Origin of the sequence: Streptomyces albiflavescens, from assembly GCF_014645835.1 — a bacterium.
GTDB classification, from domain to species: domain Bacteria; phylum Actinomycetota; class Actinomycetes; order Streptomycetales; family Streptomycetaceae; genus Streptomyces; species Streptomyces albiflavescens.
In genome coordinates, this window is record NZ_BMMM01000009.1 from 153,521 (window position 1) to 169,793 (window position 16,273).

Below are 16,273 nucleotides of genomic sequence, written 5' to 3' on the forward strand. Positions count from 1 at the left end.
AGAGGGTGCGCACCGAACCGGCGCGCACCCTCTCCTCGTGCAACTGACTAGTCCTGCTTCTTCCGCCGCGTGCCGAAGACGATCTCGTCCCAGCTCGGGACCGCCGCTCTGCGGCCCGGGCGGACGCCGTCGGCCTCGGCCTGGCGGTCGGTCGCGCCGACCAGACGGTCGCGATGGCTGCCGACCGAGCGGGGCATGAGGACGTCCGCGTAGGCGGAACCGGCGCCGGCCGAGGCGGCGGGGGCCGGGGGCTCCTCCGACTCGGGCTCGGGGGCTGGCTCCTCCACGGCGGGACGTTCCGTGGTGGAGGGCCGCTCGGGCACCACCATGTCGCCCCGGAAGCTGGGCACCGCCTCCAGGAGACTGGTCAGCGAATCCCGGTCGCCCGTGGACTCCTCGACCGGCTCCGGGGACGGCGCCGGAATGCTCGGCCTCTCCATCTGCCGGTCCAGGGCGCGGTCCAGCGGACGGTCACGCGGCAGGCGTGCGATCCGCGGCACGAACGGGAAGCTCGGCTCGGGCGCCGCGAGATCGTCGGACTCGCCGATCAGTGAGCGTGCCTCGTCGTCGACGGCCTGTACGAGCCGCCGCGGTGGGTCGTACGTCCAGCTTGCCGAGTGCGGCTCGCCCGCGACCCGGTAGACCAGCAGGACTTCCCAGGTGCCGTCGTCGCGACGCCACGAGTCCCACTGGACGGTGTCCTTCTCGGCACCGCGCAGCAGCAGTCGCTCCTGAACGGCCTCGCCGAGCTGGGGTCCGGCGTTCTCACCGGGGCGGCGGACGGGAGTCTTCCTGGCGCGCTCGGCCATGAAAGCGCGCTCGGCGAGCACGGGCCCCTCGAAGCGGCGCACGCGATCGACGGGGATTCCGGCGAGTTGGGCGACTTCCTCCGCGGAGGCACCGGCACGTATACGCGCCTGGATGTCTCGGGGGCGGAGATGGCTCTCCACCTCGATCTCGATCTGGCCGAGGCGGGGACGGTCGCCGCGTACGGCGGCGCGCAGACGCTCGTCAATCGGAAGCGTGTACTCCGTGCTGTCCGCAGCCTTCAGCACCAGCCGTGTGCCGTCGTTAGAGACGGCCACGACACGCAGTTCGGGCATGGGGACCTCCCGGGTGGTGCCTGCCGACGTCACGTGCGTCGCTGCTTCCGCTAGTCGAGTGTGGCCTGCCCGGGTGCAGCCTGCCACAACCTTGCCGAGTTGCCCGGCGTGTCGGGCACGGGCCCGGGATCGCCGTTATGGCACGGTTACCTATTCGCAACGCTAAGTGACGAACTCCATCACCCTGTGCAACGAGCCCCCTCCCGGCGGACCTGCAAGGCCCCGGACACCCTGGCGGGAGTCCGGACCCAGGGCTCGCAACAGTACTCCATTCGGACCACGCGCGTGGATCGGCGCGCCGCCCAACTTCTGGCGGGGGGTGGTAGTTGGCCGTCCGATGTGCCGTTTTCGTGACCATGAAACGTGGCGTACTTCACGCAATCGCCAGAAATGGAACGAATCGTTTCGCCTGTACGTCCCTCTCTCGTGCAGTCGGTCGATCACGTGCGGGAAGGTCGATCAAGTTCGGAAAGGCAGGCAAGGTCCGGGGATGCGTGAGAAGTCGGATGCCGAGAGGGAGCCGAAGAAGAAGCGGGTGGATCTGAGCGTTCCGCAAGTGGCGGGCAGCGCCGTGGCCGCGGTGGTGGCGGCCAAACTCGCCTCCTACTTCGGGGTGTACGGGACGATCCTCGGCGCCGGAGTGGTGAGCGCGATCGCCACCTGCGGAGGCACCGTCTTCCAGCACTTCTTCAAGCGCACCGGTGAGCAGATACGCGACGTGACCGTCCAGGCCAAGCCGAAGACCCAGCAGGCGGCCGCCTTGGGCGAGTTCACCGAAGGAACCGTCTATCGCGCGCGGGTCAAGAGCTGGAAGCGGCCGGTCGTCGCCGCGGCACTCGTCTTCGGCGTCACGATGGCGGGCATCACCACCTACGAACTGGTGTCGGGGCAGAGCTTCAGCGGCGACGGCAGGAGTACGACCGTGAGCGACGCCTTCAAGAGCAGCGGCTCCGGTTCCGACTCGGAGCGTTCCGAGCCCGGTACGACGCCTTCGACCGGGTCCTCTTCCCGGGAGCCGTCCTCATCCGGCGGCAGTGCCGCCCCTCAGGACGACCGCGACAGCGGTACGTCCCCCACGCCGACACCGCGTTCCAGCGCATCTTCGGCCGCGGAGGCCGGGGACGCCACCCCGACCCCCACAGCCGGCGCGCCTACGAGCCCAGCACCCGACGCAAGTAGTCATTCGCAAAGCGCCGATCCGGGTCGAGTCGATCCCTCAGGGCAGTGAACTCGCCGAAGCGCGGATAGACCTTGGCGAAGTACTCCGCGTCACGGGTGTGCACCTTGCCCCAGTGCGGTCGCCCCTCGTGCGCGGTGAAGATCCGTTCGGCGGCGGTGAAGTACGCCTGATAGGGGGTGCCCCTGAACATGTGGACGGCAATGTACGCGCTGTCCCGCCCCGAGGCCGTCGAGAGCGCGATGTCGTCGGCAGGGGCCGTGCGTACCTCTACCGGGAAGCTGACCCGCAGGGTCGAGCGGTCGACCATCGCCTTCAGTTCGCGCAGTGTGTCGACCAGGGCCTCGCGCGGCACGGCGTACTCCATCTCCACGAAGCGCACCCGGCGCGGAGAAGTGAAGACCTTGTAGGGAATGTCGGTGTAGGTCCGCGCGGACAGCGCGCGGCTGGAGATCTTGGCGATCGTCGGGATGGTGGCGGGCAGGGCGCGGCCGAGCAGATTGGCCGCGTGGAAGACGCCGTTGGAGAGGAACTCGTCCTCGATCCAGCCGCCGATCGGGCCCACCGGCTTCTCGGGACCCGCGCTGCGGTTGTTGCGCTTGGTGTTGCAGTTCCCCGTGTGCGGGAACCAGTAGAACTCGAAGTGCTCGTTCTCGGTGAAGAGTTCGTCGAAGTCGGCGGTGACCTTGTCGAAGGTCATCGGTTCCTCGCGGGCCGTGAGCAGGAATATGGGCTCCACGGAGAAGGTGATCGCGGTGACGATCCCCAGGGCGCCGATTCCGATCCGGGCCGCGGCGAAGACCTCCGGGTTCTCCGTCTCGGAACAGGTGAGCACCGAGCCGTCCGCCGTGACCAGCTCAAGTCCCTTGATCTGCGCGGCGATCGACGCCGAGTCGCGCCCCGTGCCGTGAGTTCCGGTGCTGGTCGCCCCTGAAACCGTCTGCTCCATGATGTCGCCCATGTTCGTGAGCGACAGTCCCTCGCGCGCGAGAGCGGCGTTGAGGCGCTTGAGCGGGGTGCCCGCTTCAACCGTGACCGTGCCGGCCTCGCGATCGATCTTGCGGATGCCGGTCAACAGTTGAGGGCGGATCAATACGCCGTCGGTCGCGGCTGCGGCCGTGAAGGAGTGCCCGGCGCCGACGGCCTTCACCTTCAGACCGTCGTCGGCGGCCTTCCGCACCGCTGCGGAGAGTTCTTCGACCGAAGCGGGGACGACCTCCCGTACCGGACGGGCGGTGACGTTCCCCGCCCAGTTACGCCACGTGCCGCTCTTCCCGCTCACTGTGGTGCTCATGGGACCCTCCCCGCTGCGGAGCCGGCCTGCTGAGCCGGCGATACCCGAGGAAACCGACCGCGACCGCGACGGCTCCGGACACCGCCGGAACCCCGTACCCGGCCTTCGCACCGGCGGCGTCGATCACCCAGCCGGCCACGGAGGAGCCGAGCGCGACCCCGACCGCGAGTCCGGTGCTCACCCAGGTCATGCCCTCGGTCAGTTTCGCGCGTGGTACGTGCTGTTCGATGAGGGACATCGTCGTGATCATCGTGGGAGCGATGGAGAGTCCCGCAACGAACAGCGCCACGGCCAGGAACGGCAAGTTTCCGACCAGTAGGAGGGGGATCATACTCACGGCCATCGCGCATATGCCCAGCAGCCACCGACGTTCGGGCGCCCCCCTGAAGTGCAGCAGTCCGAACACGGCTCCCGCGACACAGGAGCCCGCTGCGTACAGCGCCAGGACGATGCTCGCGGCGCCCTTGTGACCCTGCTCCTCGGCGAAGGCCACGGTGACCACGTCGACGGCCCCGAAGATCGCCCCGGTCGCCACGAACGTGGCCACCAGGACCTGGAGTCCGGCCGAGCCGAGCGCCGAACCGCCGGTGTGCTGCTCGCGCGGATGCGGCACGGGCTCGGTCGCGCGCTGGGAGGTCAGCCAGAAGACGCCGGCCGCGAGGAAGCAGGCGGCGAGCAGCGGCCCGGCCTCCGGGAACCACACCGTGGACAGCCCGATGGAGATGATCGGCCCGAAGATGAAGCAGATCTCGTCGACCACGGACTCGAAGGAGTACGCGGTGTGCAACTGCGGCGTGCCCCGGTAGAGGGCTGCCCAGCGGGCTCTGATCATGGCGCCGATGCTCGGGACGCAGCCGATGCCGGCCGCGCAGACGAACAGCAACCAGTCCGGCCACTCGAAGTGCGCGGTGAGCAGCAGCCCGGCGGCCGCGGCGAGCGCGAAGAGGGTCACGGGGCGCAGCACCCGCCGCTGCCCGTACTGGTCCACCAGACGAGAGACCTGTGGGCCGAGGACCGCGGCGGCCAGCGCCATGGTCGCCGACAGCGCCCCCGCGAGCCCGTACCGTCCGGTGAGCTGGGAGATCATCGTGACCACGCCGATGCCCATCATCGAGAGCGGCATCCTGCCGAGGAAGCCCGCGGCGGAGAAGCCCTTGGAGCCGGGGGCGGCGAACAGGGCGCGGTACGGGCTGGGCACGGGGGTCTCCGTCGGCTCGGCTCGGCCGCCCGGTCACCACGGGCGGTACGAACTCGGGTAAGGCGTGAAGCTGGCCGATACAGCTTACAGGTTAGGTGACCCTAACGCACGCCCTCCGCGCCCTCCCCGTGCACCTTCACACCTGCCCGCCCCAGGCGTCGCCGCGCCCCTTCGCGCCCGCCGTCGCCCGCGTCCCCGAGCGCCCGCACGCCGCCCACCCCACACCCTCCCGACACTCTCCTGCGTGCCATCCCGCCGGGGGACCTGCCCTTCCCGTCCCACCCCCGCCGTTTTCCGCCTGTCAGTGCCGGGTGGCAGGATCGGAGGCATGCCAGATGCGCTCGATGCCACCCCCTACGACGCCCTGCTCCTGCTCTCGTTCGGCGGCCCCGAAGGCCCGGACGACGTCGTTCCGTTCCTGGAGAACGTGACGCGGGGGAGAGGCATCCCCAAGGAACGGCTCAAGGAAGTGGGGCAGCACTACTTCCTGTTCGGCGGGGTCAGCCCCATCAACGACCACAATCGCGCCCTGCTCGACGCCCTCCGCAAGGACTTCGCCGACCACGGCCTGGACCTGCCCGTCTACTGGGGCAACCGCAACTGGGCGCCGTACCTGACCGACACCCTGCGCGAGATCGTCACCGACGGCCGCCGCCGCGTTCTCGTCCTCGCCACCAGCGCCTACGCCTCCTACTCGGGCTGCCGCCAGTACCGCGAGAACCTCGCCGAGTCCCTGGCCGCGCTCGAGGCCGAGGGCCTGGAGCTGCCGAAGATCGACAAGCTGCGCCACTACTTCAACCACCCCGGCTTCGTGCGACCCATGATCGACGGCGTCCTGAAGTCCCTCGCCGAACTGCCCGAGGACGTACGCGAGGGCGCGCACCTCGCCTTCACCACGCACTCCATCCCGGACGCGGCCGCCGACACCTCCGGACCGGTCGAGGACCACGGGGACGGCGGTGCGTACGTCAAGCAGCACCTGGACGTCGCCCGGCTGATCGTCGACGTTGTGCGCGAGGAGACGGGGATCGAGCACCCCTGGCAGCTCGTATACCAGTCGCGCTCCGGAGCCCCGCACATCCCGTGGCTGGAGCCCGACATCTGCGACCACCTGGAGGAGCTGCACGGCGCCGGCGTCCCGGCCGTCGTGATGGCACCCATCGGGTTCGTCTCGGACCACATGGAGGTCCTGTACGACCTCGACACGGAGGCGAAGGCCAAGGCCGAGGAGCTGGGTCTGCCGGTGCGCCGCTCGGCCACCGTGGGCGCCGACCCGCGGTTCGCCGCGGCGATCCGTGAACTCGTCCTGGAGCGCGCCGTGCGGGAGAGCGGGCAGCGGGTGACCCCCTGCGCCCTCGGCGCGCTCGGTGCGAGCCACGATCTGTGCCCGGTGGGCTGCTGCCCGGCCCGCGCCCCCAAGCCCGCCGCCGCGGGCGCCGACAGTCCGTACGCATGAGGAGCCCCGTGACCGAGCCCCTGCACACCGAACTGCTCCAGCTCGCCCAGGAGGCTGCCCGGCGCGCGGGTGAACTGCTGCGGGACGGCCGCCCGGCGGACCTCGCGGTCGCCGCGACCAAGTCCAGCCCGATCGACGTCGTCACCGAGATGGACATCGCCGCGGAGAAGCTGATCACCGACCTGATCTCCGAGCACCGCCCGGACGACGGCTTCCTCGGCGAGGAGGGCGCCGCCACGGAAGGCACCAGCGGCATCCGCTGGGTCATCGATCCGCTCGACGGCACGGTCAACTACCTCTACGGACTGCCGACCTGGGCGGTGTCCATCGCCGCCGAGCGGGACGGCGAGGGGATCGTCGGAGTCGTCGCGGCGCCGATGCGCGGCGAGACGTACCACGCGGTGCGCGGCGGCGGAGCCTGGGCCCTCGGGGCCCGGGAGGGGGAGCGCCGGCTGACCTGCAGGCCGGCGCCGCCGCTCGACCAGGCGCTGGTGTCGACCGGCTTCAACTATGTGTCCGAGGTCAAGGCCCACCAGGCTGACGTCGCCCAACGCCTCATCCCGCTGTTGCGCGACATCCGGCGCAGCGGTTCGGCGGCGGTCGACCTGTGCGACGTCGCGGCGGGCCGCCTGGACGGCTACTACGAGCGGGGCCTCAACCCCTGGGACCTCGCGGCGGGCGACCTGATCGCCCGTGAGGCGGGCGCCCTGACCGGTGGACGCCCCGGGGAGCGCCCCGCACGCGATCTCGCGGTCGCCGCCTCACCGGGTGTCTTCGAGCCCCTCCAGCGGCTCCTGGAGGAGTTCGGCGCCTGGCACGACTGACGGCGCCCGCGAGGGGCGGCGCGTACAACAGGCGGCAAAGGGAGCGGGGCCCCGGCACTGGATCGATACCGGGGCCCCGCTCTCGTACAAACTGATCAGACGCGTGTCGCGCCGACCTCCACACCGTGCTCGGCGGCAAGGCGGTGCAGGTCGTCGAGCTCGGCCTGCTCGACCTCCGCGAGGAAGTCGTCGCCCGTTTCGCGAGCCCGCGTCAGGTCGGACTCGGTCGCCCTTATGCGCTGCAGAAGTCCTGCGGTGAATGCGTCCATGCTGCGCCCCCTCGTCCTGGGTCGTGGGTCGGTGGCACGGGGGTGTGCCGTTCGGAAGGGGCGATCACGTCTCCAGATGGGTGCCCAGCGCTACCCAGGCTGGGCGGCGACGGTGCCGGACACCCACGCCCGCTCTGCGGAAGCGGTTGGACGTACCACAAGGTGGCTTGCCACATGCAGAGCGTGATCGCGGGGTGTAAAGCCGTCCTCCCCCCGCTCCCTTCCGTGGAAACCTCAACGCGACGAGAAAATCTCGCATTCCCGGGCCCCTGGACCGTCTTCTCGGGTGCCTCACACCGCCTTACAGCCGGTTTATGGCCGAAAAGGGCAGGATGGAGGTCTCATCCATGACAGACCTGCCCGCGTGGTGCCCTGAAGCGCTGCGCGGGTGGACAGAGGAAGGACAAGCGACGTGCGCGTACTCGTCGTCGAGGACGAGCAACTGCTCGCCGATGCGGTGGCCACCGGACTGCGCCGGGAGGCCATGGCCGTCGACGTCGTGTACGACGGTGCGGCCGCTCTGGAGCGCATCGGCGTCAACGACTACGACGTGGTCGTCCTCGACCGCGACCTCCCGCTCGTGCACGGCGACGACGTCTGCCGCAAGATCGTCGAGCTCGGCATGCCGACGCGCGTGTTGATGCTCACGGCCTCCGGCGACGTCAGCGACCGCGTGGAGGGCCTGGAGATCGGCGCCGACGACTACCTCCCCAAGCCGTTCGCGTTCAGCGAGCTGACGGCACGCGTGCGTGCCCTCGGACGCCGTACGAGCGTGCCGCTGCCGCCGGTCCTGGAGCGCGCCGGGATCAAGCTCGACCCCAACCGCCGCGAGGTCTTCCGCGACGGCAAGGAGGTCCAGCTCGCGCCGAAGGAGTTCGCCGTCCTGGAGGTGCTGCTGCGCAGCGAGGGCGCGGTCGTCTCCGCCGAGCAGCTCCTGGAGAAGGCCTGGGACGAGAACACGGACCCCTTCACCAACGTCGTACGGGTGACGGTCATGACCCTGCGCCGCAAGCTCGGCGAGCCCCCGGTCATCGTCACCGTGCCCGGCTCCGGCTACCGGATCTGATGCACCGTGGCCGCGACCCCAGCGCCCCCCGCGGCGCCCCCCAAGCCCACCTGGGACCCCAGAAGGCCGGAGCCCCCGTTCCCCTGGCTGCGCCCGACCATCCGCATACGGCTCACGCTGCTCTACGGTGGCATGTTCCTGATCGCCGGCATCATGCTGCTGTCGATCATCTACTTGCTCGCGGCGCAGGCGCTGAACACGGGCAACGAGCCGCTGTTCAAGATCGTCGGCGGTAGCGCGATCAAGGTCACCAGCACCACCTGCCCCGCGGTCGACGGGGGCAACAATGTGCCGCTCGACGAGTTCAACAACGCGATCAGCCACTGCATCGACCAGCAGCGCCAGGCCGCCCTGGACAACCTGCTCAGCCGCTCGCTGCTCGCCCTGCTCGGCCTCGCCATCATCGCCTTCGCCTTCGGCTACGCGATGGCCGGCCGGGTGCTCTCGCCGCTCGGCCGGATCACCCGCACCGCGCGCGCCGTGGCGGGCTCGGACCTGTCCCGGCGGATCGAACTGGACGGCCCGGACGACGAGCTGAAGGAGCTGGCGGACACCTTCGACGACATGCTGGAGCGGCTGCAGCGAGCCTTCACCGCCCAGCAGCGGTTCGTCGGGAACGCCTCGCACGAACTGCGCACCCCGCTCGCGATCAACCGCACGCTCCTGGAAGTGCATCTGTCCGACCCGGGCGCGCCGACGGAGCTGCAGCAGCTCGGCAAGACGCTGCTCGCCACCAACGAGCGCAGTGAGCAGCTCGTCGAGGGCCTGCTGCTGCTCGCCCGCAGCGACAACCAGATCGTGGAGCGCAAGCCCGTGGACCTGGCCGAGGTCGCCTCGCAGGCCGTCGACCAGGTGCACGCCGAGGCCGAGGCCAAGGGCGTGGAGATCCGCGGGGAACGCGCCGCGGCGGTCGTGCAGGGCAACGGCGTCCTGCTGGAGCGGATCGCCCTCAACCTCGTCCAGAACGCCGTCCGGTACAACGTGCCGGAGGGCGGCTGGGTCGAGGTCACCACACAGGTCCAGCACGGCCAGGCGGTCCTGGTGGTGTCGAACACGGGTCCCGTGGTGCCCGCCTACGAGATCGACAATCTTTTCGAGCCCTTCCGGCGGCTGCGTACGGAGCGCACGGGCAGCGACAAGGGCGTGGGCCTCGGCCTTTCGATCGTCCGGTCGGTGGCCCGCGCCCACGGGGGACACATCGTCGCGGAGCCGCGCGAGGGAGGTGGGCTCGTGATGCGCGTCACCCTTCCGATCTGAGACCATGGCGCCGACACGCGACGATGTTCGCTTTGCGCGGAATTTTCTGGTCACCCACCAGGGAAGCCCGTGTGTGATCGATCACAAGGGCGATTTTCTCGCCATCTACTCTCCGTGATCATGCAAGCTGCCGGAAAGCCGGGAAAATCCGGGTTTTCGGGGGTCTTGATCACGGGAAGTACACGGTGGGACGCCTTTGAAGTGCGACCTTCGGACCGTGTACGGTCCGCATCGCCATCCAAGCCGATCACTCTTGAGGAGTCCGGTTGGGTGTCGATTGAGTAACAGACCTTGATGTGAGGCAAAATCTCCGCCTCGGGTCGGGCACAAGTCCGGCCTCTCACGCGTTACGTGCGCTGGAGACACCGCAGACACCCAGAGGGGGAGAGCGACATGGCAACGGATTACGACACTCCACGCAAGACCGACGACGACGTCGACTCGGACAGCCTTGAAGAACTGAAGGCTCGCCGGAACGACAAGTCCACCTCGTCCGTCGACGTAGATGAGTTCGAGGCCGCAGAAGGCCTGGAGCTGCCCGGAGCCGACCTCTCGAACGAGGAGCTGGCCGTCCGGGTCCTGCCCAAGCAGCAGGATGAGTTCACTTGCATGAGCTGCTTCCTGGTGCACCACCGCAGCCAGCTGGCCCGCGAGAAGAACGGTCAGCCGATCTGCCGCGACTGCGACTGAGGCAGGGTCGGCCGTGACTGGCTCGACCCCTCCTTGGAAGCGCCGCTTCCCCGTGCGGGAGGCGGACGAAGGGCCGTCCGACGGCTCTGAAGGCGTGCGTGACGACGAGCGGGGCTCTTCCGAACCGGGATCAGCCTCGCTCGAGCGGGCGCCCGCCACAGGCGGCCTACCGGCCTCCGCGGGCACTCCCGCGCCCGTCGCCAGGCGCCGCGCCGCAGTCCTCCGGGACGGGGTCAGGAAAGGCGTCCGGAAGGGCGGCAGCCGGGCCAGGGCGGGCCTGGGGTACATCGCCGACCGGATCATCGACATGGCCCCGCGTGTGCCCGTACGGGACCTCGCGACCCTTCGCAGGCAGTTCCCGGGCCTCGGCCCCGAGCAGCTCGCGGACAAGCTCGTCGCGGGCGCGGCCGCCGCGACGTCCACGGTCGGCGCCGGGATCGGCGCGGCCGCGATGCTGCCGGTGCCCCCCGCCATGCCCACTGAGCTGGCCGCCGAGATCACCGGCGTCGCCGCGATCGAGCTGAAGCTGATCGCCGAGCTCCATGAGGTCTACGGCCTGCGGCCGCCGGGCACCCTCACACAGCGCAGTACCGCGTATCTGAACTCCTGGTCCGGGGAGCGCGGGATCGAAGTGACGAAGCCGTCGACGATCAACGCCGCGTTGGGCGGCCAGATGAAGCGCGAGCTGCGTCAGCAGATCATGAAACGGATGGTTCGGGATCTCCCCAACCTGATGCCGTTCATGGTCGGCGCGGCGGTCGGGGCGGTCATGAACCGCCGCGACACCAAACGCCTCGCGGGGCGCATTCGCAAGGACCTGCGCAAGGCCCAGGTGCCATGGGACGCGCTTGCGGAACTGCCTCCGCTGGAGAAGCCCGTGGATCCCCTGCGGATGGGGGAGATCCCCAAGGAGCTGGGGCGCTAGCTGTGGTGTGCGCCGCTCGCCCTGCGAGTGAATTCTCCCGGTGGTTGCACCGATTTCGGCACCGCCGGGCAGCCTCGCAGTGGCGGATCGCCGATGGGGCGGAGAAGGGCGCGGAGCCCCTCACCTCATGTGCTTCCTCCGGAGCCGGGGTGTCCGCAGGAGTCCGCGCGCCAACGCCGGACGTGCCTCGTGGGCACCAGCGGGTTCCCGGCGGGTGTGCGTCTCCGCAGCCCCGTTCGCCTTTCCGCCGCCGGATCTGCGCCTCCGCAGGCGCCCCTGCACTCCCGCCCGAGGCGGGCCATGGGGTTACGCCGTCGCTCGTGCCGCCTCCAGCGCTGCCGCCAGGCGCTGTGGCTCCCTCGTCGACAGGTACAGGTACGGCGTCGGGTCCTGCGGGTCCGTGACCTGGACGCGCAGGGCGGTGGGGATGTAGGCGCGCAGGAGCATGAAGGCGCGGGGGTCGGCCTTGTACGTGCGCCAGGCGCGCGCCTCCTCCTGGTCCATGATCTCGGCGTCGCCCAGGGCCGTGACCGGGATCTTGGCGTCGCCCGCGATCAGCGAGTCGCCCACGACGCGGATGCGGATCGAGCCGTACGAGCTGGCCACGACCGCCGACACCGCGGTGCCGCCGACCAGGGCGCCCAGCAGCGGCAGTGTGCCGAACGGGAGGAAGATCAGGGCCATCGCGACACCGACCAGGAAACAGATCGCCCACCAGGTGCGGGGGGCGGTGAGGCGTTCTTCGTACGGCGAGGCGGAGAGCTGCATGAAGTCAAGCTTGGCACGGTGCCAACAGTTGGTGGACGCGCGGGTAAGGTCTGCGGCTGTGAGTGGTACTTCCGCAGCTCTGACGCCCCCCGCAGACGCCGTCGCGCCGGTGCGGCACCCCGACGCGCCCGCCCCCGGCGAGCTCCTCGGAGCCCACTACGAACAGTGTTTCGGGTGTGGCGGTGAGCAGCCGCATGGACTGCACCTGGAGGCCCGCGCGGGGGAGGGGGTCCGGATCACGGCGGAGTTCACCGTGCGGCCCGCCCACCAGGGCGCCCCGGGCCTCGCGCACGGCGGCGTCCTCGCCACCGCGCTGGACGAGACGCTCGGTTCGCTGAACTGGCTGCTGCGCACGATCGCCGTGACCGGACGGCTGGAGACCGACTTCCGCCGCCCCGTGCCCGTCGGCAGCGTCCTCCACCTGGAGGCCGAGGTCACCGCAGTGGCGGGGCGGAAGATCTACTCCACCGCCACCGGGCGGCTCGGCGGGCCCGAAGGACCCGTCGCCGTCCGTGCCGACGCACTCTTCGTCGAGGTGAAGGTCGACCACTTCATCGACAACGGCCGCCCGGAGGAGATCCGGGTCGCCATGAACGACCCGGACCAGATCCGGCGTGCCCGCGCCTTCGAGGTGAACCCGTGACGAGTCAGCCCCGTCAAGCGATCGCCGTGCTGATCCAGCGCGTCGACCCGGAAGTCCCGCTTCCCGAGTACGCGCACCCCGGTGACGCGGGAGCCGATCTGCGCACCACCGAGAGCCGCGAACTGCAGCCCGGTGAGCGGGCGGTTCTGCCCACGGGAGTGTCCATCGCGCTGCCCGAGGGGTACGCGGCCTTCGTGCACCCGCGTTCCGGGCTCGCCGCCCGCTGCGGTGTCGCCCTCGTCAATGCCCCGGGGACGGTTGATGCCGGGTACCGTGGGGAGATCAAGGTGATCGTGGTGAATCTCGACCCGCGCGAGTCCGTGCGGTTCGAGCGCTTCGACCGGATTGCCCAACTGGTCGTTCAGCAGGTCGAGAAGGTCCGCTTCCAGGAGGTCGCGGAGCTTCCGGACTCGGCGCGGGCCGCAGGGGGCTTCGGGTCCACTGGAGGTCATGCCGCCGTGGGCAGCACAACGGGTGGGAATCGATACGCTTCGGTCGTATCCGACCGGGAAGGACAGTGACGTGTTCGGACGTCGCAAGAAGGGCAGTGCCGCCGAGGACGCGGCGGGCGAGGCCGAGCAGGTCGTCGACGAGTTCGACACTGAGGCGGACGAAGAAGCCGAGCGCGAGCGCGTGCGGCTCGAGCCGGAGCCGCGGCCCGACGGGCCCTGGGACAGCTCCGAGGTCCGCGATCCGGCCGAGGGCCGGGTGGACCTGGGTGGGATCTTCGTGCCCGGAGTCGACGGCATGGAGCTGCGGGTCGAGGTCGCGGGCGACGCGATCGTCGCGGCCACCGTCGTCCTGAAGGACAGCGCGGTCCAGCTGCAGGCCTTCGCGGCTCCCAAGCGCGAGGGCATCTGGGGCGAGGTGCGCGAGGAGATCGCCTCCGGCATCACCCAGCAGGGCGGTGTCATCGATGAGGTCGAGGGCCCGCTGGGCTGGGAACTGCGAGCGCAGGTGCCGGTGCAGCTGCCGGACGGCACGGGTGGTTTCCAGGTCGTGCGGTTCGTCGGTGTGGACGGCCCCCGCTGGTTCCTGCGCGGAGTGATCTCCGGGCAGGGCGCGGTGCAGCCGCAGGCCGCGGGTCTCCTTGAGCAGATCTTCCGGGACACGGTGGTCGTGCGTGGTGAGGGTCCGATGGCCCCTCGCGACCCGATCGTCCTGAAGCTGCCGGACGACGCGCAGATGGTGGCCGAGGGTGTCCAGCAGGAGGAGCAGAGCGGTTCCCGCTTCTCCGGCGGCATGGGGCAGCTGCAGCGCGGACCGGAGATCACCGAGGTCCGCTGACGCGCGAGTGGCCGCGCGTGGGGTTCACGCGGGCTGCGTCGACACACGAGTCGCGTCGACACACGAGTCGCGTCGACACACGAGTAGCGGGGCCGCACTCCTTCACCACGGGGTGCGGCCCTTTCGTATGCCTGGGGCCGGCCAAGTTCTCATCCGTGAACGGCAGTTGAGCTGCGGGTCTTTCTTCAGGCCTTGACGGAAGTCTGGTCTGTACCTATGGTCACCGGCCAACGCGTGTGTTCAGTCCCCAGTGCGTCGTTCATATACGAGAACGGATGGCCCCCCACATGCCCGACACCCCCGCAGCCCACCGGCGCAGACGACGCCCGGCCCTCCTCGTCACCGTCGCCGCCGCGACCGCCGGCCTGGTCGCCGGATTCCTCTCCTGGCCGGGCGCACACCCGGCCGAGGCCGCCCCCACCACCTTCGTGCACCCCGGAGTCACCGTCTCCAAGAGTCAGTTGGACTTCGCCCGCGGCAAGGTCAACGCCGGCGCCCAGCCCTGGAAGGGCGCGTTCGACCAGATGATGGCGAGCAAGTACGCCTCGCTGAGCCGCACCGCGACGCCTCGCGCGACCGTCGAGTGCGGCTCGTACTCCAACCCCAACTACGGCTGCACCGACGAGCGCGAGGACGCGATAGCGGCGTACACCGACGCGCTCGCCTGGTACATCACCCGTGATGAGCGGTACGCGAAGAAGTCGATCGAGCTGATGGACGCGTGGTCGGCGGTGATCAAGGACCACACCAACAGCAACGCGCCGCTGCAGACCGGCTGGGCGGGCTCCTCCTGGCCCAAGGCCGCCGAGATCATCAAGTACACGTACACAGGGACATGGGCCAACTCCGGCCGCTTCGCGACCATGCTGCGCAACGTCTACCTCCCCGAGATCATCAACGGCTCCAACTCCAACGGCAATTGGGAGCTGTCGATGATGGAGGCCGCCATCGGCATCTCCGTCTTCCTCGAGGACAAGACGTCGTACGACAAGGCGATGTCGAAGTTCCGCACACGGACGGCCGCGTACGTCTACCTGTCCTCCGACGGCTCCGTGCCGAAGACCGTGCCGAGTCAGAACCTCGACACCACGGCGAAGATCGTCAACTACTGGCAGGGGCAGTCCACCTTCGTCACCGGTCTTACCCAGGAGACCTGCCGCGACTTCACGCACACCGGGTACGGCATCTCCGCCATCTCGCACGTCGCCGAGACCAGCCGGATCCAGGGGCAGGACCTGTACGGCACGGACGTCGGCGAGCGGCTGCGGCAGGCACTCGGCTTCCAGTCCAAGTACCAGCTGGGCGAGGCGGTGCCGAGCTGGTTGTGCGGTGGGTCCCTCAAACTCGGGCTCGGTCCGATCACCGAGGTCGGGTACAACGCCCTGCACAACCGTCTGGGCATCGCGATGACCAACACCCAGAAGCTGACCGAGCAGAACCGCCCGGCCGGCAGCAACAACCTCTTCGTGGCCTGGGAGACGCTGACCCACGGGGACAACCCCAGCTGAGGTCCGCGCGGACAACCCGGGCTGAACCCCACGCGGACAACCAGAGTCGAGCCGACCCATTGCCCGGCCGGGCGCCCGCTGGACATACTGGCGCCCGGCCGACGGGGGAGGGTCATGAGTCAGGTCGTCACGGACACCATGGTGCGCGTCGAGAACGTCCATCGCTCGTACGGCGCCGGTGCCGCCGCCGTGCACGCGCTGCGGGGTGTCTCCTTCGATGTACCGCGCGGAGAACTCGTCGCCCTCAAGGGGCGTTCCGGATCCGGCAAGACGACGCTCCTCAACCTCGTCGGCGGGCTCGACGCGCCGGACGAGGGGCGCGTCACCGTCGACGGCCTTGATCTCTCCACGCTCGACGAGAGCGGGCTCCTGGGACTGCGCCGCGACCGCATCGGCTTCGTCTTCCAGTCCTTCGGGCTGATTCCCATCCTGACCGCCGCCGAGAACGTCGGCGTTCCGCTGCGGCTGCGCCGGGCCGATCCGCGCGAGCGCGAGGAACGCGTCGATCTCCTGCTCTCTCTCGTCGGTCTCGCCGATCACGCGGCCCAGCGCCCCGGCGAGCTGTCCGGCGGCCAGCAGCAGCGTGTGGCCATCGCCCGTGCCCTCGCCAACAACCCCTCGCTCCTCATCGCCGACGAGCCGACCGGACAGCTGGACGCCGAGACCGGCATCGCCGTGATGGAGCTGCTGCGTGCCGTCGTCCGCAGCGAACGTGTCACCGCCCTGGTCGCCACCCATGACGCGACCCTGCTGGGCCTGGCCGACCGTGTCCTTGAGCTGAGCGACGGGGAGATCGTCGAGCACTGAC

Annotated in this window: 17 protein-coding genes; 12 read left to right on the top strand and 5 right to left on the bottom strand. The window is 69.9% G+C overall.

Translation table 11 applies throughout. The features are described 5' to 3' along the window. Positions 1-47: 47 nt before the first annotated feature. A complete protein-coding gene (sepH, locus tag IEY95_RS24460; RefSeq protein ID WP_189188263.1) occupies positions 48-1,103 on the bottom strand; it encodes a septation protein SepH in 1,056 nt (351 codons plus the stop codon). A gap of 490 nt (positions 1,104-1,593) precedes the next feature. Here sepH and IEY95_RS24465 point away from each other — a divergent pair, with 490 nt between their 5' ends. Beyond that, entirely contained in the window at positions 1,594-2,331 is a 738-nt protein-coding gene (locus tag IEY95_RS24465) for a hypothetical protein (RefSeq protein WP_189188264.1), read from the top strand. Here IEY95_RS24465 and IEY95_RS24470 read toward each other — a convergent pair. Together IEY95_RS24470 and IEY95_RS24475 are read right to left on the bottom strand one after the other, a co-directional pair. Continuing rightward, positions 2,255-3,574: a D-arabinono-1,4-lactone oxidase gene (locus IEY95_RS24470; protein WP_189188265.1), complete on the bottom strand. Its 1,320-nt coding sequence runs from the start codon at positions 3,572-3,574 to the stop codon at positions 2,255-2,257. The two genes, IEY95_RS24465 and IEY95_RS24470, sit on opposite strands and share 77 nt — an antisense overlap. Further along, positions 3,534-4,772 carry an MFS transporter gene (locus IEY95_RS24475; protein ID WP_189188266.1) on the bottom strand — a complete coding sequence of 413 codons (1,239 nt, stop codon included), beginning with the start codon at positions 4,770-4,772 and terminating at the stop codon, positions 3,534-3,536. Before IEY95_RS24475 ends, IEY95_RS24470 begins: the two co-directional genes overlap by 41 nt. Before the next feature lie 328 nt (positions 4,773-5,100). Between IEY95_RS24475 and IEY95_RS24480 the strand changes: the two genes are divergently transcribed. Together IEY95_RS24480 and IEY95_RS24485 are read left to right on the top strand one after the other, a co-directional pair. After that, positions 5,101-6,228 carry a ferrochelatase gene (locus IEY95_RS24480; protein ID WP_189188267.1) on the top strand — a complete coding sequence of 376 codons (1,128 nt, stop codon included), beginning with the start codon at positions 5,101-5,103 and terminating at the stop codon, positions 6,226-6,228. A gap of 8 nt (positions 6,229-6,236) precedes the next feature. Further along, positions 6,237-7,052 (top strand): inositol monophosphatase family protein, encoded by an 816-nt coding sequence (locus IEY95_RS24485; protein ID WP_189188268.1) that lies wholly within the window; start codon positions 6,237-6,239, stop codon positions 7,050-7,052. A 95-nt stretch (positions 7,053-7,147) separates the two neighbouring features. Here the strand turns inward: IEY95_RS24485 and IEY95_RS24490 are convergent, their stop codons facing one another. Then, the gene (locus IEY95_RS24490; RefSeq protein WP_167459062.1) at positions 7,148-7,321 is read right to left on the bottom strand and encodes a hypothetical protein; all 174 of its coding nucleotides are present in this window, start codon (positions 7,319-7,321) and stop codon (positions 7,148-7,150) included. A gap of 412 nt (positions 7,322-7,733) precedes the next feature. Here IEY95_RS24490 and IEY95_RS24495 point away from each other — a divergent pair, with 412 nt between their 5' ends. The 4 genes from IEY95_RS24495 (at position 7,734) to IEY95_RS24510 (ending at position 11,259) form a co-directional block, all read left to right on the top strand. Continuing rightward, positions 7,734-8,387: a response regulator transcription factor gene (locus IEY95_RS24495; RefSeq protein ID WP_010983842.1), complete on the top strand. Its 654-nt coding sequence runs from the start codon at positions 7,734-7,736 to the stop codon at positions 8,385-8,387. Between the two features lie 6 nt (positions 8,388-8,393). Beyond that, on the top strand, positions 8,394-9,644 hold the full coding sequence (locus IEY95_RS24500) for a sensor histidine kinase (protein ID WP_189188269.1): 1,251 nt from the start codon (positions 8,394-8,396) through the stop codon (positions 9,642-9,644). Positions 9,645-10,037: 393 nt separating this feature from the next. Then, on the top strand, positions 10,038-10,334 hold the full coding sequence (locus IEY95_RS24505; protein WP_003997302.1) for a DUF4193 domain-containing protein: 297 nt from the start codon (positions 10,038-10,040) through the stop codon (positions 10,332-10,334). A 13-nt stretch (positions 10,335-10,347) separates the two neighbouring features. Then, entirely contained in the window at positions 10,348-11,259 is a 912-nt protein-coding gene (locus tag IEY95_RS24510) for a hypothetical protein (protein WP_189188270.1), read from the top strand. A gap of 306 nt (positions 11,260-11,565) precedes the next feature. On the opposite strand, the gene IEY95_RS24515 is transcribed toward IEY95_RS24510, so the two are convergent. Continuing rightward, positions 11,566-12,027: a DUF3093 domain-containing protein gene (locus IEY95_RS24515; protein ID WP_189188271.1), complete on the bottom strand. Its 462-nt coding sequence runs from the start codon at positions 12,025-12,027 to the stop codon at positions 11,566-11,568. A 58-nt stretch (positions 12,028-12,085) separates the two neighbouring features. Between IEY95_RS24515 and IEY95_RS24520 the strand changes: the two genes are divergently transcribed. The 5 genes from IEY95_RS24520 to IEY95_RS24540 all read left to right on the top strand — a co-directional run bounded on the left by IEY95_RS24520 (position 12,086) and on the right by IEY95_RS24540 (position 16,272). Beyond that, positions 12,086-12,670, top strand: a complete 585-nt coding sequence (locus tag IEY95_RS24520; protein ID WP_189188272.1) for a PaaI family thioesterase — start codon at positions 12,086-12,088, stop codon at positions 12,668-12,670. Beyond that, the gene (gene dut, locus IEY95_RS24525) at positions 12,667-13,191 is read left to right on the top strand and encodes a dUTP diphosphatase (protein WP_373294533.1); all 525 of its coding nucleotides are present in this window, start codon (positions 12,667-12,669) and stop codon (positions 13,189-13,191) included. The genes IEY95_RS24520 and dut overlap by 4 nt, the downstream gene beginning before the upstream one ends. Before the next feature lies 1 nt (position 13,192). Beyond that, complete coding sequence (locus IEY95_RS24530) at positions 13,193-13,957, top strand: DUF3710 domain-containing protein (protein ID WP_189188273.1); 765 nt, start codon at positions 13,193-13,195, stop codon at positions 13,955-13,957. Positions 13,958-14,244: 287 nt separating this feature from the next. Continuing rightward, positions 14,245-15,465, top strand: coding sequence for an alginate lyase family protein (locus IEY95_RS24535; protein WP_189188274.1), 1,221 nt, complete (start codon positions 14,245-14,247; stop codon positions 15,463-15,465). Positions 15,466-15,579: 114 nt separating this feature from the next. After that, positions 15,580-16,272, top strand: coding sequence for an ABC transporter ATP-binding protein (locus IEY95_RS24540; RefSeq protein WP_189188275.1), 693 nt, complete (start codon positions 15,580-15,582; stop codon positions 16,270-16,272). Position 16,273 lies beyond the last annotated feature (1 nt).